Genomic DNA, 275 nt, shown 5'->3' on the forward strand with positions numbered 1-275 from the left:
GGGATGAATAGATCAAACTCGGGGTTGGGATTCTGACGCTTGGTCATGTCGCTTCAATCCTGCCGTCCTGCACAATTGCAGATGTGCACATTATCACGCACGGCCGAACTGCTTGTCGGCATCATACTTGGCGACCAGTTCGCTGATCGCCTCGGCAAGGAGATCCTGGTGACTGCGCCGGGTCCGCGCTGCCAATACGCGAAACGCCTCCGCCGTAGGATCGGCCGGATCGAAATATGCGCCGAGGTGATACTTTCCCGGTCGCTTGCCACTCG

Annotated in this window: 1 protein-coding gene; it reads right to left on the bottom strand. The window is 58.2% G+C overall.

Features of this window, described 5'->3' with window-relative positions:
* Window positions 1-93: 93 nt before the first annotated feature.
* Window positions 94-275 (bottom strand): ribbon-helix-helix domain-containing protein (locus tag AC3II9_RS21765; RefSeq protein WP_489158773.1); only part of this gene is annotated, 182 nt, incomplete at its 5' end.

This window comes from Lysinibacillus sp. RU7, from assembly GCF_057837305.1.